Origin of the sequence: Arthrobacter sp. CAL618 (assembly GCF_000468215.1) — a bacterium.
GTDB lineage: Bacteria > Actinomycetota > Actinomycetes > Actinomycetales > Micrococcaceae > Arthrobacter_D.
The window spans coordinates 1-16,559 of record NZ_ASZW01000258.1; the positions used below are offsets into that span (position 1 = coordinate 1).

General features: G+C 61.7%; 16 protein-coding genes. 6 read left to right on the forward strand and 10 right to left on the reverse strand.

Going from position 1 to position 16,559, the window contains the following annotated elements:
* Nucleotides 1-552: 552 nt before the first annotated feature.
* From K728_RS0115910 to K728_RS0115935, 6 genes are all read left to right on the forward strand, one after another.
* Entirely contained in the window at nucleotides 553-2,085 is a 1,533-nt protein-coding gene (locus tag K728_RS0115910) for an SCO6880 family protein (protein ID WP_024477310.1), read from the forward strand.
* Nucleotides 2,085-3,626, forward strand: coding sequence for a hypothetical protein (locus K728_RS0115915; protein WP_024477311.1), 1,542 nt, complete (start codon nucleotides 2,085-2,087; stop codon nucleotides 3,624-3,626). The genes K728_RS0115910 and K728_RS0115915 overlap by 1 nt, the downstream gene beginning before the upstream one ends.
* Nucleotides 3,623-5,311, forward strand: coding sequence for a type IV secretory system conjugative DNA transfer family protein (locus tag K728_RS0115920; RefSeq protein WP_024477312.1), 1,689 nt, complete (start codon nucleotides 3,623-3,625; stop codon nucleotides 5,309-5,311). The genes K728_RS0115915 and K728_RS0115920 overlap by 4 nt, the downstream gene beginning before the upstream one ends.
* Nucleotides 5,308-5,715, forward strand: coding sequence for a DUF4913 domain-containing protein (locus K728_RS20755; protein WP_084442924.1), 408 nt, complete (start codon nucleotides 5,308-5,310; stop codon nucleotides 5,713-5,715). Before K728_RS0115920 ends, K728_RS20755 begins: the two co-directional genes overlap by 4 nt.
* Before the next feature lie 393 nt (nucleotides 5,716-6,108).
* On the forward strand, nucleotides 6,109-6,489 hold the full coding sequence (locus K728_RS0115930) for a hypothetical protein (RefSeq protein WP_024477314.1): 381 nt from the start codon (nucleotides 6,109-6,111) through the stop codon (nucleotides 6,487-6,489).
* Nucleotides 6,486-7,217: an RES family NAD+ phosphorylase gene (locus K728_RS0115935; RefSeq protein ID WP_156911365.1), complete on the forward strand. Its 732-nt coding sequence runs from the start codon at nucleotides 6,486-6,488 to the stop codon at nucleotides 7,215-7,217. Before K728_RS0115930 ends, K728_RS0115935 begins: the two co-directional genes overlap by 4 nt.
* Nucleotides 7,218-7,331: 114 nt before the next feature.
* On the opposite strand, the gene K728_RS20265 is transcribed toward K728_RS0115935, so the two are convergent.
* From K728_RS20265 to K728_RS0115985, 10 genes are all read right to left on the reverse strand, one after another.
* Nucleotides 7,332-7,754, reverse strand: a complete 423-nt coding sequence (locus K728_RS20265; protein WP_024477316.1) for a hypothetical protein — start codon at nucleotides 7,752-7,754, stop codon at nucleotides 7,332-7,334.
* A 479-nt stretch (nucleotides 7,755-8,233) separates the two neighbouring features.
* The gene (locus K728_RS0115945; RefSeq protein ID WP_051317717.1) at nucleotides 8,234-8,944 is read right to left on the reverse strand and encodes a GntR family transcriptional regulator; all 711 of its coding nucleotides are present in this window, start codon (nucleotides 8,942-8,944) and stop codon (nucleotides 8,234-8,236) included.
* 87 nt (nucleotides 8,945-9,031) lie between these two features.
* Nucleotides 9,032-10,000, reverse strand: a complete 969-nt coding sequence (locus K728_RS0115950) for an aldo/keto reductase (RefSeq protein WP_024477318.1) — start codon at nucleotides 9,998-10,000, stop codon at nucleotides 9,032-9,034.
* A 61-nt stretch (nucleotides 10,001-10,061) separates the two neighbouring features.
* Nucleotides 10,062-11,147 (reverse strand): zinc-binding dehydrogenase, encoded by a 1,086-nt coding sequence (locus tag K728_RS0115955; protein WP_051317718.1) that lies wholly within the window; start codon nucleotides 11,145-11,147, stop codon nucleotides 10,062-10,064.
* Complete coding sequence (locus K728_RS0115960; protein WP_202805331.1) at nucleotides 11,144-11,998, reverse strand: ABC transporter ATP-binding protein; 855 nt, start codon at nucleotides 11,996-11,998, stop codon at nucleotides 11,144-11,146. Before K728_RS0115960 ends, K728_RS0115955 begins: the two co-directional genes overlap by 4 nt.
* Before the next feature lie 13 nt (nucleotides 11,999-12,011).
* Nucleotides 12,012-12,731 (reverse strand): ABC transporter permease, encoded by a 720-nt coding sequence (locus K728_RS0115965; protein ID WP_162148069.1) that lies wholly within the window; start codon nucleotides 12,729-12,731, stop codon nucleotides 12,012-12,014.
* A 131-nt stretch (nucleotides 12,732-12,862) separates the two neighbouring features.
* On the reverse strand, nucleotides 12,863-13,453 hold the full coding sequence (locus tag K728_RS0115970) for an ABC transporter permease (protein WP_162148070.1): 591 nt from the start codon (nucleotides 13,451-13,453) through the stop codon (nucleotides 12,863-12,865).
* Between the two features lie 242 nt (nucleotides 13,454-13,695).
* Nucleotides 13,696-14,697 (reverse strand): ABC transporter substrate-binding protein, encoded by a 1,002-nt coding sequence (locus K728_RS0115975; protein ID WP_024477323.1) that lies wholly within the window; start codon nucleotides 14,695-14,697, stop codon nucleotides 13,696-13,698.
* Nucleotides 14,698-14,773: 76 nt separating this feature from the next.
* Nucleotides 14,774-15,838: a maleylacetate reductase gene (locus K728_RS0115980; RefSeq protein ID WP_024477324.1), complete on the reverse strand. Its 1,065-nt coding sequence runs from the start codon at nucleotides 15,836-15,838 to the stop codon at nucleotides 14,774-14,776.
* 13 nt (nucleotides 15,839-15,851) lie between these two features.
* Nucleotides 15,852-16,442 (reverse strand): alpha/beta hydrolase, encoded by a 591-nt coding sequence (locus tag K728_RS0115985; protein WP_272944199.1) that lies wholly within the window; start codon nucleotides 16,440-16,442, stop codon nucleotides 15,852-15,854.
* Between the last annotated feature and the right edge of the window lie 117 nt (nucleotides 16,443-16,559).

Genomic DNA, 16,559 nt, shown 5'->3' on the forward strand with positions numbered 1-16,559 from the left:
TGGCACCGGCCCGTCCGGGGCAGAGGAGGGGCCGGAGCAGCCCACCGCGCCGGCATCGGACTCAGGTGGAGGGGCATCTGGAGGAAGTGATGGAAGCCCCGGTGGAGGTTCTGGTGGTCCTTCAGGCGCAGCGCAGCGGCTGGAACGATCCGGGGCAGAGACGTCCCCGGGCGGTGATTCCGGTACTGGTGCAGGCGGTGCCGGCAACGGTGCCGGTGGTGCTGGCGGAAACAGCGGGCCCGGTTCGAACGGACCAACGGGTGCACAACCTCAGGCGGAACGGACCGGCGCACCTTCGGAAGCACCATCCGGTGCAGGCGATGGCAGCTCGTCAGCTGGAGGACCAAGTGGGGCAGAGCCCGCAACATCAGGTGACAAGGCTCCGACGGAGGCATCTGGGGCCTCGCCCGCGACCTCGCCGACGGCTGAGGGCTTCCGGGCTGGTGCGCCCTCCGGGGCGGATAAGTCCCCCCAAAGCCAGCAACGCCTCGAGTACGCACTACGGGAAACAGCAAGAGACATGGAACGCGCAGTGGAAAGTGGGGATGACCAGTGAGTACCGAACAGACAATCGTCCGGCAGTACGGCAACATCGCAGAAGACCGGACGGCAGGTCTGATGGGGTTCTCGATGGCCTCGACCGTCGTCCTGGGCACGGGAGCGGTCGGGGTGTTCATCGCCATCATGGCCTCGCAAATTTGGGTGGCCGTCGGCATCGCCCTGGCCGCGTTCATCGCAGCCACCATCCTTGGCTCCAAGGACCGTCACGGCCGGTCGAAGCCTGAGCGCTGGCTTGCGCGCAGCATGCACTCCAAAGCCAAGAAGGCGGGGAAGACGGTCTACAAGTCCGGGCCCGTTTCGCAGATCCCGGACGGTTCATTCCGCGCTCCGGGCCTGCTGGCCGCAACGGAGCTGATCGACTTCCAGGACCTTTTCGGCAACGAGGGTGTCATGCTGTGGCACCCGAAACTGAAGACCGGCACCGTATTCTTCTCCACCAACTCCTCCGGGCTGGGCCTGCTGGATCAGGACCGCGTGAACCGGCTCGTCGGCTCGTGGGCCGCGTTCCAGCGCGACGCTGGCTCCAACGCCCGGGTCGAGCAGATTTCCGTGACGACGCAGTCGACCACCGATCCGGGCGAACGCCTGCCTGACGCTATCGCGGTGGCCCGGCAACAGGCCGGATCCCACGAAGTCCCCGATTTCGCCCGCATGGTCATGGACGACGTCGTGAACAACCTCAACCACAACGTGCCCAAACTCGAGCAGTGGGTGGCCCTGACATTCAGCGGCAAAGCCCACGACAGCGACCGTGTACCGGAACGCTCGGCCGAGGAACTGGTGGCCGATGTGAAGTCCCTCCTGCAGGGGTTCAAGGAAGAACTCGAGGACGTCGGCGCGGGCAGCGTGTCCCTGATGCGGGCCGCTGACCTCACCGACCAGACCTACGTCGCTTTCAACCCACGCGCCGCAGCCGCCGTCGAACGCGCCCGTCTTTCCGGTGACGGGACCGGCCTGGGCTGGAACGAGGTCGGCCCCTCAGCCGCCCGGACCATCGGATACCCCGGCAGGTATGACCACGCCGGGGTGACGAGCAAGTCATGGCAGATGTTCCGGCCGCCGGCCGGGACGTTCCGCGAGAACGCACTGGTGGCCCTGCTGGGTCCCGACGCGAGCATGCTCCAGAAGCGCGTGACAGTGTTCTACCGCCCACAGCCGCCGGAGAAGTCCGCGCAGCAGGTCGCGCAGGCACTCACCAATGCGCAGTTCGCCACGAACCAGAAGGGCCGACGCCCCACCAGCTCGCAGATCATCGCCCTCGAAAAGGCACGCAAGGCAGAGCGGGAGCAGGCCGAGGGCGCTGCACTGGTGCGCTTCGCCATCGGAGTCACCGCGACGGTCGAAAGCCCGGAACAGTTGCCGCAGGTCGAGGCGATGATCATGCGTAACGCGGCGACCGGCATCCAGATCCGCATGCGGTCCTGTGACTACAACGACGACGCCGCGTTCTCCTTCAACCTTGGGCTGGGGCTCGTCCCCGAGCGCCTGGCCACCATCTCCTCCGACGTCAGGAAGGCCCTCTAATGTCCGCGTTTGATCAGCTCGTCGATAAGGTCATGGACCGATTCCTGGGACGGTCCGAGGCCGCGGCCGCCGTTACAGCCTCGGCGTTCCCGCAGCTCACGGAGAAGGGCATGCGGGTCCGCGATGGCGGGATGGTGACGTGGGTAGAACCTCCGCCGGAGTTCACGGCCACCTCTAACCAGACCGCGGGCCTGTGGCCGTTCTGCGTCGGTACATCCTCGCCGCTGGTTGGCGCGGTTCTGGGTCGGAACCTCCTCAACGGCTCCGTGGTGTGCGGGGATCCGATCAGCTTGTTCCTGCACGGCATCATCTCCTCCCCGTCCGGGTTCATCCTCGGTCTGAACGGGCGCGGGAAATCTTCGGTCGCCGTCCGCATGGCGTTGGCGCTGATCGACCAGGGGTTCCTGATCCTCGTGGCAGGGGACCTCAAGCCCGACTTCGCCGGCGTCGTCCTGGAAACCAACGGGCAGGTCGTGCAGGTCGCCCCCGGTGTCGGAGCTATCAACCCGCTCGACGCCGGTCCGCTCTGGCGGGAACTTGAACGCCTGCCCGCCCCGATGCAGCGGCAGATGCGCGCCGAGATCCACGCCCGACGCCTAATGACCCTCACCGGGCTCATCGAACTGGTGTTCAAGGAACCGTTGGATGCGAAGAAGCAGGAACAGACGGTGCTGTCCATGGCGATCGCCATGGCCGCGGAGAAAGCGGAAGCTGAGGACCAGCAGCCGCTGGTCGGCGACGTCGTCGCCGCCATCAAGTCCGCGCCGCAGCAGATCCAGTCGGCGTTGCTCATCGAGGAGTCCACGGAGTACCTGCCGCAGGTCAAGAATCTCCTGGCGGGACTGAACGCCCTCGGCGAGCACGGTCCGTTCGGGGACGTGTTCTGCCAGCAGACCACGAAGGAAATGAAGATCGACACCTCCGTGGACTTCGATATTTCCCTCATCGACGAGTCCCAGCTGACGCTCCGCGCCGCGGTGCAGACGGTGTGCTGGTCCTACGGGCAGGCCGGCATCTCGGCCGCGAAGACCCTCGCCGATGCTGGGCTCATGGAGGAACGCCATCACCTGATGATCATGGACGAGCTGTGGCAGTCCTTGCGCGCCAGTGAGCTGCTGGTCCACCAGATCGACTCGATCACGCGCCTGAACCGGACCAAGGGCTTGGGTCAGCTGATGATCACGCACTCCATGAAGGACCTGCAGCTGTCCACCGACGAGTTGACGAAGATCGCCACCGGCTTCGTGGAACGCTCCAGCGTAAAGATCCTCGGCGGACTCGCGCAGAACGAGATGGACCTGCTGGAAACCGTGTTCCCCGTCTCCGAGCGGGAGAAAGCGATGCTGGTCGGCTGGTCGGCCGAAGGGTCGATGAACCCTAACACCAATCAGGTTTCACCTCCTCCCGGACGTGGCCGGTTCATGCTGAAAACTGGGTCCGAACCCGGTGTGCCGTTCCGGGTGAACCTCACCGCCGGCGAACTCAGGGCCCACAACACGAACCAGGCGTGGGCTGCTGCGCAGGCGAAGGTGAACCGATGAAGAACGAGGAGAACGGCCCAGTCATCGCGTTCTCGAGCGTCGTCCTGGCCGCGTTCGTCGCCGTCGCCCTGATTCACCTCGGGGAAGCCTTCACACCGGTTCCCACCGACCTGTCATGGAACCCGATCACTCTCGCGGTGGGACTGGCTACCGGGGATCCGTGGCCGGTGGCCGCGAGCTGGTTGCTCGGCGTGGAAGCGGTCGTGGTCATTGCTGCCTTCGCGTGGTGGAGCACCCGCCCGGTGTCGAGGACCGCGGAGGCGTCGCGGCGCATGAGTCCTGGCCGGAAGATGCGTCCGGCGATGCTCGATGCCCGCCTCACTGAAGCGGCCCGCCTACACCCTGAGGCGAAGGGCATCGGCCCGGGCCTGACGATCGGGTACGCAGGGGAGACCGGCACCAAGGCAGTTATCCAGGGCTGGCGTGAGTGCTCGACCCATGTCTGGGGTACAGGGAGGGGCAAGACGACGACACAGGTCGTCCGTCACGCCACCGAAGCCCCCGGCCCGTACATGATGACCAGCAACAAGGTCGACGGCGTGGCTGAGGTCCTGGCCGCCCGCTCCGATACCGGAACAGTGTGGCTGTTCGATCCGCAGCGGATCTGGCGCGACAGCCACCGGCCCGCGATGATCTTCAACCCGCTCACCGTCGTCACCGATACCGTGAGCGCAGGCGAGGTCGCATCGATCTTCGAAACCTCGTCCGCGCCGAACGCCGGTCAGGGCAAGGGAGATGCCCAGTTCGACTCGCAAGGGCGTGACTTCCTGTCCTGGTGCCTGCTCGCGGCCGCGAAGAACGGCCAGACGATGAAGGAGGTCCTGCGATGGGCAGCCTCAGCGGACTTCATGGAACCAGCCGAACTCCTGGAACGCGCCGGCCACGCAGGCCCTGCGTCGGCGTTGAAGGGCATGAGCGCCCAGCCGGAGGATACCCGCGGGTCCGTGGCAGCCAGCGCGCAGCGCATGGCTTCCGCCCTCGTGCACGACGAGCTGGTCGCGTGGTCGACGCCGACCCCCGGCGTTCCGGTATTCGACCCGGTCAGCTTCGTCACCAGCAAAGACACCTTGATCCTGCTCTCACAGGACGCCGCCGGCTCCGGTGCCGCGTTCGTCTCCACCCTTGTCTACGCCGTGTTCACCGTAGCCCAGCACACAGCCCGGCGGGCGGGTGGCCGCCTGCAGGTACCCCTTGTCGCTGATCTGGACGAGGTCGGGAACGTCGTCAAGCTCAAGCAGCTGCCTGAGTGGTATTCGTTCTTCGGGTCCATGGGAATCGTCGTCAGCGCGTACTTTCAGACCCGCGGGCAGGGCGTGGCCATGCTTGAACGCACCGGCTGGGACACCCTGTGGTCCGCAGCCGCGATCAAGGTCTACGGTGGAGGGTCCGACGACACACAGTTCCTCGAATCCTTATCCAAGACCATCGGCCAGTACGACGCGAAAATCCGCAACTCCTCCACCTCGAGGAACGGGTCATCCCGTTCGGTGCAGATTCAGCGGCGCGACATCATGTCCGTCTCCCAGCTCTCCGAGCTTCCGGCTAACCGCGCGTGGGTGAAGACCTCCAACGGGGGAGGGACGATCGTGCGTACCGTGCCCTGGTTCCGGGACAAGACCATCAGCGCGCGTATCGGCTCCACGGTCGAACGTATCAAGACAGGCACAAGAGGACACCTCTCATGACCGCACCCCATGACGATGATGTAGCCGATGCTGCCGCCGGTATCGACCCTAACGGTCAGGGCGGGGGAGAGGACTTCGCGTTCACTTCGGAAGAGTTGGTGGATTGGGTAGAGGGCCTTGCAGCGATGCTGGAGTCAGTGGACCGATCGCAGAACCAGCACTGGTGTTCCCAGTGGTGGAATCACCCCGAGGCCGTCGACAGGTTCCGAGCCCTCTATGAACAATGGCTTGAAGCCCAGGCCAGCGGTGGGATGTCCTCGTGGTGGATTGATCACTTCGACCGCCACGCTACTGTTCTTTTCACCAAGCGAGGCCCATTCGGTGAGTGCGGGACTACGCACGCGGAGAAGACGGCTCGTCGCATCCTTGCTACAGAGCAGCCACCGCCCGATTGGGCGTGGTGACCTTCGGCTGGGATGCTGCGCGGGTAGCTCGTAGGCCGGTGAATCGTATTCGAGTCCGTAGGTGGACGGGTGGTCTGACATTTCGGGTCCTGGATGGAACGTGGAGATCCCGGACCCGACGAACAGCGAGATGATGGCGCTGAGAAACAGCACATAGAAGATGCGAACCAGGATGTTATTCATGCCCGCAACCATGCGTAGACGGGGGTCGGTGTGGGGGACCGGTGTGTCCGCACATGGGAGATGACACGCTCGATGCGCATCCAGGCTGGCCCTGCACATCCAGGCTAGTCGGGTGGCTCGCCGTACAGGCACAGAACAGGCATATTGTAGGCACACCTCTGGCATCGAGCGGGCAGCGCTGGTAATGTGGGGCCCTAGGAAGGAGCGGTTATGTCACTCGCACCAGGCGGACCCCGCCACAGGACTGATTCAGTCATGATCGACACCGCGGACATCGTCCGTGAGCTCAACGATCTACTGACCCCGCGGATCGTCGCCGGAATGGCTGGCAAAAAGGATCCCGGGCAGGCTCGCAAGTGGGCCAACGGATCACTGGCTGTGCCACCGCCCGAGCAGGAACGCCTCCGGTTTGCCTATGACTTATTGAAGCAGATCGAGTCGGCCCATCGGCGAAGCGTTGCCCAAGCGTGGGCGATCACCGTCAATCCGAGGCTGGGCTACACCACGCCCGTCAGGGCCATCCGCGAAGAACGGTTCAATGAAGCCGCAGCGGCCATGCGAGCACTTCTTGAGGAAGCCTACGACGGTTGATCACGCGCACATGCGCAGTGACCGGGATGGCCTTGCTGGAGCGGCCGGTCAATATGTATCGGGTTTCACAGGTCAGGCTTGACCGCGGACCCTTGAACCCGCGGCCGCGGCCGGACACACCAGCCGTGTTCCGGACAGAATGGAACCGCTTCGATACCCCAGGGCTGACGATTTATGGTGCCGAGAAGCGGGTCACTGCCTTCGTGGAGTCGCTGGCCTACAAGGCGCCGTCGGCCAATGATTTCGCTGGCCTGCATGAGGAGGCAAAGTTCCTGGGCGTGGAGTTGCATGTCCTGCTTCAGGAACTGCGCGACGCCGGCGTGCCCGTGGAGGGTGTCGATGCGGACTGGCGGTCCGAGCGCGCCATGTACGAACTACAGTACGGGACAGCGACCTGGGTGGACCTGGCCAACATGGATACGCTCATGGCTATCCGGGCGTCCGGCATCTCCGGTGCACCCAAAATGACCATCTCTGACCTCACCGGTGATGACCGGGAGGTGACCACGCGCATTGCCAGCTGGATCCGCGACCAGAAGCTCGACACCGGCGGGTCAACTCAGGGCTTGCGTTACCCGTCAAAGTTCGGCGTTTCCGAGGGCAATCACTGCTGGGCGGTGTTCATGGACAAGCCCAATACTGGCTGCAGTCCTATCAAGAAAAACTTCGCGGCTGACGACCCGGATCTGCTGCACGCCATCAGGATCACAGGCGTGTTAGTTCCCTGAAAAACCCCTTCTGACTAGGCGTTTCTTTTGAGCCGATAATTGATCTTTCGTCGCTCTGGGGGAGTTGGCGGCCAGCCTTGCTCCGCCCGCACAGGAGGCGGGGTATGGGGGTGGCTAGTCGTCGTTGACTTCATCCAGGACTGCACGCGCGGCCGCCGCGTCGTGAAGGTCCGGCAGGTACTTCTCCTGCTCTTCGATCCTGCGCCGGTAAAAGTCGTAGGCGGCCTGCTTCGTGATCCCAAGTGCTTCGCCGACTTGGGACCACGTCGCACCGGCCTCGCGGGCGGACTTGATGACGTACCAGCGCCTGCCCGTGAGCAGCTCCACGGCCTTCGCATTCGCGCGCAGCGCCTCGAGTGCTGCGACTTCCCTTACTTCCGCAAGGAACTGTGCTGCGGCCATCCGCGCTTGGTCGCTGCCCGTCGCAGAAGCTCCGCGCCAGGTCTCACCGCGATTGAAGTTTTCCCAGACCGTGAGTAACTCGTGGACATCACCGCTATGGAGTGCTTGCTCGATCGATCCCGAATCACCTTCCATGGAGTCAAGCTAGCTTGACGGTGCATGGGGTGGTGGTCAAGGAAGGGCGGGCGCCTCCGGCTCTGTCCCGGGAAATGCGTCCCCGGCCTTGTGCGCTGGCGTAAGACTAGAGCGGAATCCCAGTTTCATTGACAGTGGCTCATGATGCTCTCAGATCCCACCCTGACAGACGGAGGGAGAAGAAAAAGGGCTGGGGGACATTGGAAGAGTCCAAATGACCCGATGAATCTGGACTTGGGGAGGTTGGCTGGGGCAACGGGTGGCTATGTCACCTGTTGTGGCTGGGTCGCGGGGTGGGATAACAAGGGGAATCCTCCCATGTCGGGCGTTTTTGGCGTCAGTTTTGGGTGTGGCCTATTTCGACAGCCTCCTTTGCCGCAAAGACGTCGAACCGGCCGAACGGGGTGGCGGCCTTATGAGGAGCAAACCGTGCATGCCAGCGCTTTGCCCAACCAGCTATTAACAGTCAGGCGTCCATGTCAGTCGCTGACTTTGGCTTCTTGGAGGCTCCGAAGAGCATTTGCTCCTGCGCGACGGATGTGGGCTTCGTAGCGCTCTGCCGCTAAGTTACCGTCTCCCGCTTCGATGGCCGCGACAATGCTGCGCAGCTCGTCTGCAGCTGAGCTATGTCCCTCTGTTGACATCGCCGTTCCCCGGAGCACACGCAGTCGCGCCTGAATGGTTTCTGTTAACTGCTGCAGGACAGTGGTTCCGGCGCCTTCGAGGAGAACGTCGTAAAAGACGTCTTTGGCGGCCAGAATTGTGGATGCTTCGACGTGGAGTCCGGCTGTCTCTGCGAACGCCTCGGCTGCTGCGCTCAGCCGAATGATTTGTGACTTGGTAGCCCTCTCGGCGAAGCGCCGGACCACTAGGGACTCCAAAGCAGCACGAGCCTCATACAAGTCGTGGGCTTCATCTGGAGTAGGGGCGGCAACGATGGCTCCTTTTTGGGGTACAACCGTCACTAGGCCCTCAGAGGTGAGTTCCCGCAGTGCTTCCCGGACGGTGGTCCGTGAAACTCCGAGCTGTTCAATAAGCTCTCGTTCAACAAGCCGTTGCCCCGGTTTAAGGCGAAAGTCCAGAATGGCCTCGCGAAGAGCGGAAATGACCTGCTCCCGCAAAGGGGCAGCGATCCGACCTACGGGGCTAGAGACCCAAGCCGCGGACAGTGAGTTGGTTGTTGTCGACATGAGTCCCTTGGCGGTAGATGAAATGATTCTCTGTCATACAATTTAGCACTCTGCGGTCCGGAAAGTGCTTATCGCCAACGTGAGCCTTTAGAAGCCGGCAGCCTGACGTGGGGAGTAGCAAGCCTCCAGGCTCGACAGTTCCTCCGGTTCGAGGTCAATTTGAAGCGCGGCCAGGGCGTCGTCTATGTGTTTTTCTCTCTTTGCGCCGATGATCGGAGCGGTAATGCCGGGCCGCTGGGCAACCCAGGCGAGAGCTATCTGGGCCATGGGCACACCGCGGGCTTCGGCGACCCGTGATACGGAGTCGACGATGTCGCCGTCGCTGGACTGGTACAAGGACTTGGCGACTTCGTCAGTTTCTTGCCTGTCCGTACTGTCTTCCCATTTGCGGGTGAGCCTTCCACGGGCCATGGGGCTCCATGGAATGACGCCAACACCTAGGTCTTGGCACAGCGGCAGCATCTCCCGTTCCTCTTCCCGATTGAGGAGGTTGTATTGGTTCTGCATGCTTATGAACGGGGTCCAGTTGTTTGCTCTGGCGGTGTATTGGGCCTTGGAGAACTGCCATGCCCACATGGAGGAGGCTCCGAGGTACCGGACTTTGCCGGCCTTCACTACGTCGTGGAGGGCCTCAAGGGTTTCCTCGATCGGGGTGTTGGGGTCCCACCGGTGGATCTGGTAAAGGTCGATATATTCGGTTCCCAGGCGTTTTAGGCTGGCGTCCAGTTCCTGAAATATTGCTTTGCGGGACAGCCCCGCTGTGTTGGGTCCTTGGCGCATCCCTTGGAAGACCTTTGTGGCGAGCACGATGTCATCCCTTCGGGCGTAGTCGGCCAGCGCCCGGCCCACGATTTCCTCGCTGCTGCCGTTTGAATATGTGTTGGCGGTGTCGTAGAAATTGATTCCGGCTTCCAGGGCATGTTTGATGACAGGTCGGCTGGCTTCCTCGTTGAGCGTCCACGGGTGAGTGCCGCGTGCCGGTTCGCCGTATGTCATGCAGCCGAGAATCAGTCTCGAGACATCGAGGCCGGTTGACCCGAGTTTTACGTATTCCATGTTTGTGTGACCTCTGGATTCGTGATTTTTTGGCGCTGGTGTGTGCCAAATTGAAAGCCTGTTAGAAGGTGAGGACTCCGCTGAGGTCCCTCAGCTCGCCTGAGGCGTACATGGCCTCATTAATTTTCGAAAGCGGATATTCTGCAGTCACCAGAGGTCCGGCTTTGTACTGTCCTGTCTCTAATAAGTTCAGGCATAAGGGGATGTCCCGGCCCATGATACTTTGGCCATTTTGGCAGGCGAGGATCCGCCGGCCGTGGATCGCCAGCGCCAGTTGCGGCAGGTTTATGGAGGCCTCGTACTGCTGGACTCCTGTGAGCACGACTGTTCCGGCCCGTCGGGACATGAGCACGGCCTGTTGGACTGCAGATTCCGGCCCCGCGGCTTCCAGTACGACATCGGCCCCGCGGCCCTTGGTCAGGTTCCGGACCTGTTCAACAGGGTCAGATTTGGTCGGGTCCAGGACATGGGTTGCTCCCAGCTCCAAAGCCAACTCTCGCCGGACGGGAAGCATGTCCAAGCCGATGATCATTTCAGCCCCAGCCACCCGGGCGGCTTGGACCATCCACTGACCGACGTGTCCCAGACCCACTATGGCCACGGACTGCCCGGCCTTCACTTCCGCCACGTTGAAGACTGCTCCGTGCCCAGTGGTTATGCCGCAGCCGAGTAGGCTCAACTGTGCGTGGGGCAGGTCGCTCGTAAGGGGCCATATCTGATTTTGGTTGGCGAGCATGTATTCCGCGTAAGCCCCTACCCTGCCCGCGGCTTTGATGCGTGTGCCGTCTTCTCTTGTCGCCACGAGGGGTTCGGGCTGATCCAGCAGGGCACTGCACTGATCGGGTCTGCTGATCGCGCAATAAAAGCATTTCTTACACTCCGGCGTTCCCGCGACAACCACGAGATCCCCCTCCTTGACACCGGTGACGTCTGCTCCTGCTTTCTCTACGACGCCCACGGCTGTGTGCCCCAGAATCACCGGGGGCTTCTTATTGCGCATAGCCTTCCACCCAAGCCAGTCCGTAGAACAAAAGGGAGCAGCAGTTGTGCGGACGACCACTTCCTCGGCGGCGGGTGCCTGCAGATCGACCTGGTGTACGGGCATTGGGACGCCAAACTGTTCCAGTACCGCTGCCTGCATCCTCATTCTGAGGTATCTTCTCCTGTGCGCCCGCCACTACGGATTAGACGGGCCACATGACCGCGGAGATTGACAAACGTCGGGTTCTCCTTCGTTGAGATCTGATCTCTGGGCTCGGGCAGGTCCACCGTAATGTTTTCAACCAGGCGAGCAGGGGAGCTTGACAGAACCAACACGCGGTCCGCAAGGTAAACGCTTTCATCTATATCGTGAGTGACGAAGAGGATGGTTACGGAGTATCGCTGCCGGAGTGTCAGGACCAGGTCTTCGAGTTCAGCCCGAGTCTGTGCGTCTACAGAGGCAAACGGTTCGTCCATGAGCAGGAGTGAGGGTTTGTAGGCTAGGGCACGTGCGATGGCAACCCGCTGTTGCATGCCGCCGGAAAGCTGCCAGGGGTATCGGTCGCTGTAGCCTTCCAGGCCTACAGCCAGAAGACTTTCAGCAACTAGGGCCTTGCGTTCATCCGGCGAGCCGCTGGTCTTGTCCAACGGGAAGGCAACATTCTTTTCCACGGTAAGCCAGGGCAGCAGTGATCTGCTGTAGTCCTGGAACACCATTGCCATGCCTTCGGGTACGCCGGTTACTTTCTTTCCCGAGATTGCGACGGCGCCGCTCGTGGGCGTGAGTAGTCCCGACAACGTGCGGAGGAGTGTGGTTTTCCCGGCGCCGGAGGGTCCCACAATTGATACGAACTCTCCTGGGTATACGTTGAAGGAGAGCCCCTTGATGGCGGTGTGAGCGCCAGGCCCGGTGTCGTATTGGTGTGTGACGTTGTCGACGCTCAGGATCGGAAGATCAGACGCATCCGGCCCAGATGGGTACTGGGTGTTTGTATTTCGTGTGCCTTGATTATTCATGGAGTTGGATCTTTCAGCTGCGGGCCAGGCGGTGCCAGGCGAGGAGGCGATTCTCTACCACTTCGAGGATGGTGTTCAGGACAAGCCCCAGAACCGCCAGGAGCAGCATCCAGGACCACATATTGAGGATCTGAAATCGTCCCTGCGCCTGGATCAGCTGGAAGCCGATGCCGTTTGTGGCGAGCATGAATTCTGAGACGATGGCGAACATCAGCGCCCCGGTAAGGGCGATCCGCAACCCGGCGAAAATTTTCGGCATAGCTGCCGGCAGGATGATGCCGCTTAGCTGGCGGCGCCAAGGCAATCGGAAGGCCCGGCCCATAGCCAGCTGAGTGGGGTGGATTGACCCGACACCGTTGGCGGTGTTGATCAAAACAAACCAAGAGATTCCGTAGGCAATAAAGGCCACGCGCATGTTGTCACCTCCGCCTAGCAGCACGATGAACAGGGGAAGCGTGGCCGTGGCCGGGATCGAACGCAGGAACTCCACCACCGGGTCGGTGACGTCACGCAGTACACGCCGGAGACCGATCGCGACACCTATGACTATGCCGGCTATTGAACCGAGGGCGAAGCCGATTAGGACACGTCCGAGGGTTCCGAAAGTATCCTTGGTTACCGCAGGAGTCAGGAACAAGCTGGACGGTGGGCCACCAAAGAACAATTTTCCTGCGTTGGCGAAAATGCGTTGGGGCGTGGGGAAGAATGGCGAGGGCCGGAGGAGGGTAGCCACCTGCCACACTAAGAGCAATACGACCAGAAGTCCGAAAGAATAAGCCAGCCGTATACCCACACGCCGCAGCCGCCCCGCTGCAGGACTTGGTGCAGACGTGGCTGGCAGGGACTTGGTTGTGGATGTCATGTTCACGCTTCCTTGGTGGTGGTCTGCCAGGCGAACCAGCGCCGCTCGCACTTATTCATCAACAGGTTGATAACAAGTGCCAGGAAACCGGCAACGAGAGTTCCTGCGTAGACGAGCTCGACCTGCGTTCCGCTGGCCCGTGAACGGGCGATAAAGGAACCGAGTCCGTCTGCCCCGCCGGCGATCAGCTCCACTGTGATCACCACAATCAGGGCGATTGAAGACGAAATTCGGATCCCAGTAGCAATGAAGGGGGCCGCGCTCGGAAGTACGACACGGCGAATAATCTGCCATGGCCGGAGCCCAAAACTTTGAGCCATCTCCCTCGCTTGGCGGTCTACATCATGCACGCCGTACATGGTGTTGAACAGGATTGGCCAAACGGCTGCGAACATCACGATGACAAGCTTCATTTCCAGCCCATTGCCGAAAACCAGGACGACCAACGGGATCAGGGCTACCGGAGGGATAGGCCTGATGAGTTCCACCACGGCCCTAGACAGCCGGTAGGATTTCTCGGAAAGCCCAAAGAGCACCCCGGCCGGGATGGCTATTAAAGCCGATAAGCCCAGGCCCAGGAAATATGAGCCCAAGGTGGAAGCTACGTCCGCGCGGAAATCGGGGCGAGTCCATACGAAGATAGATTCACGCAGGACAGTGGAGAAAGGCGGCAGGAAGTCAGGATGCACCAAGCCGGCTCTGGAAATTGCTTCGAGAATCAAGACCAGACCCGCCACTCCAGACAGTCCCGCCCACAGAGTTTTTCTACGTGCCGAGTTCCGAGTGCCTCGGGTATCCATGTTTGCTGCTCTCTTCATAGTGGCAAACGCCCGGATTAGCCGCAGTTTTCCGGGGTAGGTAGCGTGATGCTGGCAACGTCGAAATCTTCATCGATGGCACCGATTGTCTTGAGGATGTCGGCGTTCAATTGAAGCGGTTCGCTGCGGATTTTCGCTCCGAAGTCCGGGGCAACGTCAGAAGCGACTGCTTGGTCGTTGAAGCCAAGGTCGGTCTTGAGGATTTCGGCGTAGACGGCCTTGTCCTTGACTTGTTCTGTTGCCCTGAGGAGTGAGCACTGAAAGGCTGCCACAGTGTTGGGGTTTTGCTCGATGAAAGTCTTCTTCATGATCCAGCCGGACTCCGCCATGCCTTTGTATTTTCCATCGCCGTAGTCAAAGACCGTCACCGTACCTAAGGTGCTCTTGACCTGGGCAAGGCTTGCTCCCTGTGCGCTGGAAGCGTCCACGGTGCCCTGCTGCAGGGCCGCGGCAACCTGACCGTACGGGAGCTCAACGAATTCCACCTGCGCCGGGTCCAAGCCCTGTTCTTTCAGGGAGTCTTTGATCTTGACCGCATGGCTGCTGTTTAGCGAAACAACTGCCACCTTTTTCCCGAGCAGGTCCTTCAGCTCCTTGATGCCGGAGCCCGGCAAGGCCTCAAGGGACGCCGCGCCCGGGCTGCTGGCGTAACTTTCGCTGACAATGACCACATCGATGCCCTGGCGTGCAGCGTCGATAACGCCGAAGTAGCTTGATTGCGCTGCCTGCACGTCACCAGAGACGATCTGGGAAACAGCCGTTGCGCTGCTTTCAATCCATTTGGGGGTGACGTTGAGTCCGAACTCCCCGCCCACTCCGCCTTTCCCTGTCTGGATGACTGCTGCGGCGATGGGGGCGCGGAAAGTAAGGGCGCTGATTTCAGTTACCTCTGGCGCATGAGGATCGGCGCTGTTTGGGAGCTCAGGCGCAGGGCTCGAAGCCGATCCTCCACAGGCGCTGAGTGCCAGCATCGCACTGACAGAAACAGCCGCAAGCCTGAAACCGGTGCGGCCTGGCATGCGGGTCGAAAATAGAGAAATCACTGGTCGTCCTCTTCCTTGAGAAACTGCGTGGATTTTGTTGAGTATGTGCGCTTTAGAGCTCGAGTGATGCCCCTGAATAGGCTGCCTGCAGCAATGTGGTCAGGTTGTCCCGGTCCACCGGACGGGGATTGGACGTCGGGATATAGGGAAGGATGAGGCCCACCGCCTCGGCAATGTCCTCCTCCGCTAGACCGAAGTTCTTGAGTGCTGTCGGGGCGTCCAGAGTTTTCCGGAGCAGGTTTAGCCCGACACTGGCATCATCAGCACCGAACGCCGCTGCGATACGCTGAGCTGCCTCCGGGGCCGCCGGTGCATTGAAGGCGAGCACGTACGGCAAGACGGTGGCGTGGGTCTGGGCGTGCGGCAAGTTGTAAGCGCCACCCAACACATGACAGATCTTGTGGTGCATCCCGGAACCGGCTGACGCGAAGGCCACAGCTGACAGATATGCCCCGTACAGCGCCTGTTCCCGTCCGGCGAGGTTGTCCGGATCGTCCTTTATCATTGGGAGACCCGCGTTGAGGGCTCGGATCCCCTCAGCAGCAAGGGCTTGATTGATGGGGTCCGCCCGGGGTGCCCACATCGAGTCCACGCAATGGGCCAGGGCATTCAGGCCGGATGCGACGGACAGGTCAATCGGCAGGGAAGTGGTGAGGGCGGCGTCGTAAATGACCGTTACAGGGAGAACCTTGTCGTCCACGCCTGTGGTCTTCCGCGCAGCTTCTGTCAGGCCCCAGACATTTGTAGCTTCTGAGCCCGCGTAGGTGGTGGGTATCGCGACAATGGGAATCCCGGAGGTCATTGCCACGGCCTTTGCCAAGCCGGTGGTGGATCCACCGCCTATGGACACCAGGAGGTCAATGCCGTGCTCCGCGGCGGCAGCTCGCGCCTTCTCGGCCTTTTCAATGGGCACATGGGGAGCAACGTCATCGTAATTGAGGGCCACTTCGATGCCGTGGGTAACATCGGCGGCGATCTGGGCCTCGAATTCCGCAGCTATGACCATCACCCGCCGCGCGCCGATCCGGGCTACCTCCGCAATCAGATTTGATGCGGCTTCTCCTGACCCGAAGAGCACTCTCTGCCCCAAGGTGGAATGTTCAAATACAAGTGACATTTCTCAGTCCTATCTAGATGCTGCTCAGGAGCCGGCCCACAGCGGACATCGCCTCGTCGGTAATAATGTGCTCGTTTCCCGCAACGATGACGAGGTCCACGCTTGCACCGGCCGCTGACAGGGATTGGGCTGTCTGTTCAACACGGTCCCGGGGGACCCAGGGGTCCTTGTCGATGCTGCGCATCACGACGGGCATTCCATGCAAGGGCAGCCCTTCCGGTGCAGCTAAGACGTCGGGCCCGAGGTAGCCTCCGGTCAGAAGTGCCAGCCCTCCCAATCGGTCGGGGCGGGTCAGGAGCATGTGCGAGATGAGGCAAGCGCCCTGGGAGAACCCCCACAGTACGATGCTGTCCCGGGCAAAGCCTTCAGCTTCCACAGCGTCCACGAGCTGGCCAAGTGTATCCAGGGAGCGTGACAGAGCGGGCTCGTTGTCCGCTAATGCTTCCAGGAATGGCTTGGGGTACCAGCTCTGGTCAGGGGCAGCCGGAGCATAAAAGCGAGCCCCGTCAACATCGAGCCGGGTTGCCTGTTCACGCATGAAGGCTGGCGACTGGCCCCGGCCATGCACGGCGACTACGGCGGTGTGTGCTTCATGTGTCTCGATGCCCCAGGTCGTACCCGGTAGGGCTAAATGCCGATTTGAAAGCAACTTGGATCCTTTGCAAGGGGGGCGTCTCGGTCTCCACCGGCAACGCTGATTACCCGGGCACCGCTGGCGGTT

Excerpts from the sequence above, each read along its gene's own strand:
- K728_RS20755 (WP_084442924.1), top strand. The coding sequence starts at position 5,308 with ATGACCGCACCCCATGACGATGATGTAGCCGATGCTGCCGCCGGTATC.
- K728_RS0115955 (WP_051317718.1), bottom strand. The coding sequence starts at position 11,147 with ATGAGGATGCAGGCAGCGGTACTGGAACAGTTTGGCGTCCCAATGCCC.
- K728_RS0115945 (WP_051317717.1), bottom strand. The coding sequence starts at position 8,944 with ATGTCGACAACAACCAACTCACTGTCCGCGGCTTGGGTCTCTAGCCCC.
- K728_RS0115960 (WP_202805331.1), bottom strand. The coding sequence starts at position 11,998 with ATGAATAATCAAGGCACACGAAATACAAACACCCAGTACCCATCTGGG.
- K728_RS0115930 (WP_024477314.1), top strand. The coding sequence starts at position 6,109 with ATGTCACTCGCACCAGGCGGACCCCGCCACAGGACTGATTCAGTCATG.
- K728_RS0115915 (WP_024477311.1), top strand. The coding sequence starts at position 2,085 with ATGTCCGCGTTTGATCAGCTCGTCGATAAGGTCATGGACCGATTCCTG.
- K728_RS0115980 (WP_024477324.1), bottom strand. The coding sequence starts at position 15,838 with ATGTCACTTGTATTTGAACATTCCACCTTGGGGCAGAGAGTGCTCTTC.
- K728_RS0115975 (WP_024477323.1), bottom strand. The coding sequence starts at position 14,697 with ATGCCAGGCCGCACCGGTTTCAGGCTTGCGGCTGTTTCTGTCAGTGCG.
- K728_RS0115920 (WP_024477312.1), top strand. The coding sequence starts at position 3,623 with ATGAAGAACGAGGAGAACGGCCCAGTCATCGCGTTCTCGAGCGTCGTC.
- K728_RS0115950 (WP_024477318.1), bottom strand. The coding sequence starts at position 10,000 with ATGGAATACGTAAAACTCGGGTCAACCGGCCTCGATGTCTCGAGACTG.
- K728_RS20265 (WP_024477316.1), bottom strand. The coding sequence starts at position 7,754 with ATGGAAGGTGATTCGGGATCGATCGAGCAAGCACTCCATAGCGGTGAT.